1 protein-coding gene and 1 pseudogene are annotated in these 1,284 nt (G+C 71.4%); both read left to right on the top strand.

Annotated elements, in window-relative coordinates; genetic code table 11:
- Positions 1–1,047: hypothetical protein (locus ACFWU9_RS36225; RefSeq protein WP_384325356.1), on the top strand; the 1,047-nt coding region annotated here is incomplete at its 5' end.
- Position 1,048: 1 nt separating this feature from the next.
- Positions 1,049–1,284 (top strand): annotated as a pseudogene (locus ACFWU9_RS36220) (hypothetical protein); the annotation flags it as partial.

Here is a 1,284-nt window from a genome sequence, read left to right as displayed (position 1 = left end):
GTCTACCTGCTGGCGACCCGTCACGGCTCCGAGGAGTGGCCGAAGGTGATCCCGTACTACCTCAGCAGCAACGCGACCGCGAAGGTCTTCGCGGGCGGTGACGACCGCCCGGACGTCTCCTCCGAGGCGATCCGCAACCGGCAGGTGCCCACCGTGGGCATCATGCAGGCGCTGGTCAACATGCAGTGGAACCGCCCGGCCGACGCCATCAGCGACGACGAGCGGGCGATGGGGTGGCTGCACCAGTACGACAAGAACGCGGCCTGGCTTGCCGCGATCGGCTCCGCCTGGCTCGGGATCGGTGACCCCACCCACTACCCGGACGGCACCCGGTTCCTGGCCAACAAGGCCGGGTACTGGCGGCTGCTGAACCTGCCCTACAAGGCCAACGAGAGGATGCCGGAGCTGCGGTTCCTTCCCTCCGAGGAGGGCGGGCACTGGGCCCGTACCCCGGCGGTCGGCCTGCTGGCCGACCTCTACCCGGGGTGGGAGCCCGAGGTGGCCGAAGCCTGGGTGTGGACCACCTCGAAGCGGGCGCTGTACGGGATGTACGACAAGCTGCGGATCGCCCGTGAGCGGGGATTCGCCGCGCAGGAGGAGGGCCGCCCCGGCGCCCGGTACGCCAAGCAGGTCGTGGGCCACCTCTACCAGTCCTTCCGCGGCTACCTCTCCCGTGCGGACGGACCGAAGAAGGACCTGAGCGACCCGACCGGCAACACCCTGTACGCCGCCGACATCTACTGGCGCCCGGACTGGGCCGAGATGGTCCTGGACCTGGCCCTGTGCAACACCTACCGGGACCTGGCCAAGTTCGAGGCAGAGGGCCGCCCGCCCCTGAGCCTGAAGGTGGACGCCGTCACGGTGGCCAGCAACGAGGCCGACCCCCGGGCCGCCGCCCCGGCCTCCATGAAGTTCGGCTCCAAGGGCGGGGAGTGGAAGCCCGAGCCCGAATACACCGTCCCGCTGGCCGAGTTGCTGCCCGCGATCGACGCGGGCAAGCCGGTGACCGTGGCCCGCAAGTCCTACCTGAGCGCGAAGGAGAACTGATATGGGCATCATCGGGCGGATCTTCGGACGCAAGGGCGGCGAGGAGCCGGAGGAGCCCCGCGAGGAAGCGGCGGCTCCGGCGCCCCAGCCGGAAGGCGAGGCGCCCCGGCAGGAGGCACCCGCGCCGGAGCGCAAGCCGGGGCTTCTGGGCAGGGTCAAGCGCGCGTTCAGCCGGAAGGAGAAGAAGCCGCGGCCCCCGGCCGAGGAAGCGCCGGCCCCCGAGGAGGCGGCTCCCCC

It is taken from the genome of Streptomyces sp. NPDC058653 (assembly GCF_042716895.1).
GTDB lineage: Bacteria > Actinomycetota > Actinomycetes > Streptomycetales > Streptomycetaceae > Streptomyces.
Note: the sequence above shows the minus strand (reverse complement) of the source record. Positions and strands in the feature narration are given on the sequence as shown.